The organism is Escherichia sp. WS1450 (assembly GCF_046487395.1).
GTDB classification, from domain to species: Bacteria; Pseudomonadota; Gammaproteobacteria; order Enterobacterales; family Enterobacteriaceae; genus Escherichia; species Escherichia coli.
On sequence record NZ_JBJQJO010000148.1, the window covers coordinates 1 to 709 of the forward strand.

1 protein-coding gene and 1 pseudogene are annotated in these 709 nt (G+C 55.9%); one reads left to right on the plus strand and one right to left on the minus strand.

All coding sequences use genetic code 11. From position 1 onward, the window contains the following. Positions 1-559, plus strand: a pseudogene (locus tag ACJHYR_RS28015) (GTPase); the annotation flags it as partial. On the opposite strand, the gene ACJHYR_RS28020 reads toward ACJHYR_RS28015, so the two are convergent. Continuing rightward, positions 534-665 (minus strand): hypothetical protein, encoded by a 132-nt coding sequence (locus ACJHYR_RS28020; RefSeq protein WP_001349446.1) that lies wholly within the window; start codon positions 663-665, stop codon positions 534-536. The pseudogene ACJHYR_RS28015 and the gene ACJHYR_RS28020 overlap by 26 nt on opposite strands. Positions 666-709 lie beyond the last annotated feature (44 nt).

The following is a 709-nucleotide window of genomic DNA, read 5'->3' on the forward strand; positions in this document are numbered from 1 at the left end:
TTACAGTCAGTTACTGCCCGAACTGGATCTGATTATCTGGATCCTGCGGGCTGATGAACGTGCGTATGCTGCCGACATCGCCATGCATCAGTTTTTACTGAATGAAGGTGCCGATCCCTCGCGTTTTCTGTTTGTTCTCAGCCATGCCGATCGCATCCACCCGGCTGAAGAATGGAACAACCAGAGCAGCACGCCATCCCGTCAGCAGGAACTCTCACTGGCGACGGTGACAGCCCGGGTGGCAACCCTGTTCCCTTCATCATTTCCGGTACTCCCCATAGCCGCTCCTGCCGGCTGGAATCTTCCGGCATTTGTGTCTCTGATGATCCACGCCCTGCCACCACAGGCAACCAGCGCGGTTTATTCGCATATCCGGAATGAAAAGCGCACTGCGCAGGATCAGCAACACGCACAGCAGGCTTTTGGTGACGCCATCGGCCAGAGTTTTGACGCTGCCATTGCCCGGTTCAGCTTTCCGGCCTGGATGCTGCAGCTTCTGCGCAAAGCCCGTGATCGCATTATCCGCCTGCTGATCACACTGTGGGATCGCCTGTTCTGAATGTCCCCGCTTTTTGACCGGCCCCGGCGATAACCAGGAAACGCATTTCCGGTTGCGTCACCACAATGCTGAAGGGCTTCGGTAAACCCTCATTCATTTCATCCATCAGGCCGCGTCTTCTCCGTGAGACGCGGCTTTTTCATTGATTAC

What these genes read in the sequence shown, in the direction of transcription:
- ACJHYR_RS28020 (WP_001349446.1), bottom strand. Translation starts at nt 665, where the DNA reads ATGGATGAAATGAATGAGGGTTTACCGAAGCCCTTCAGCATTGTGGTG.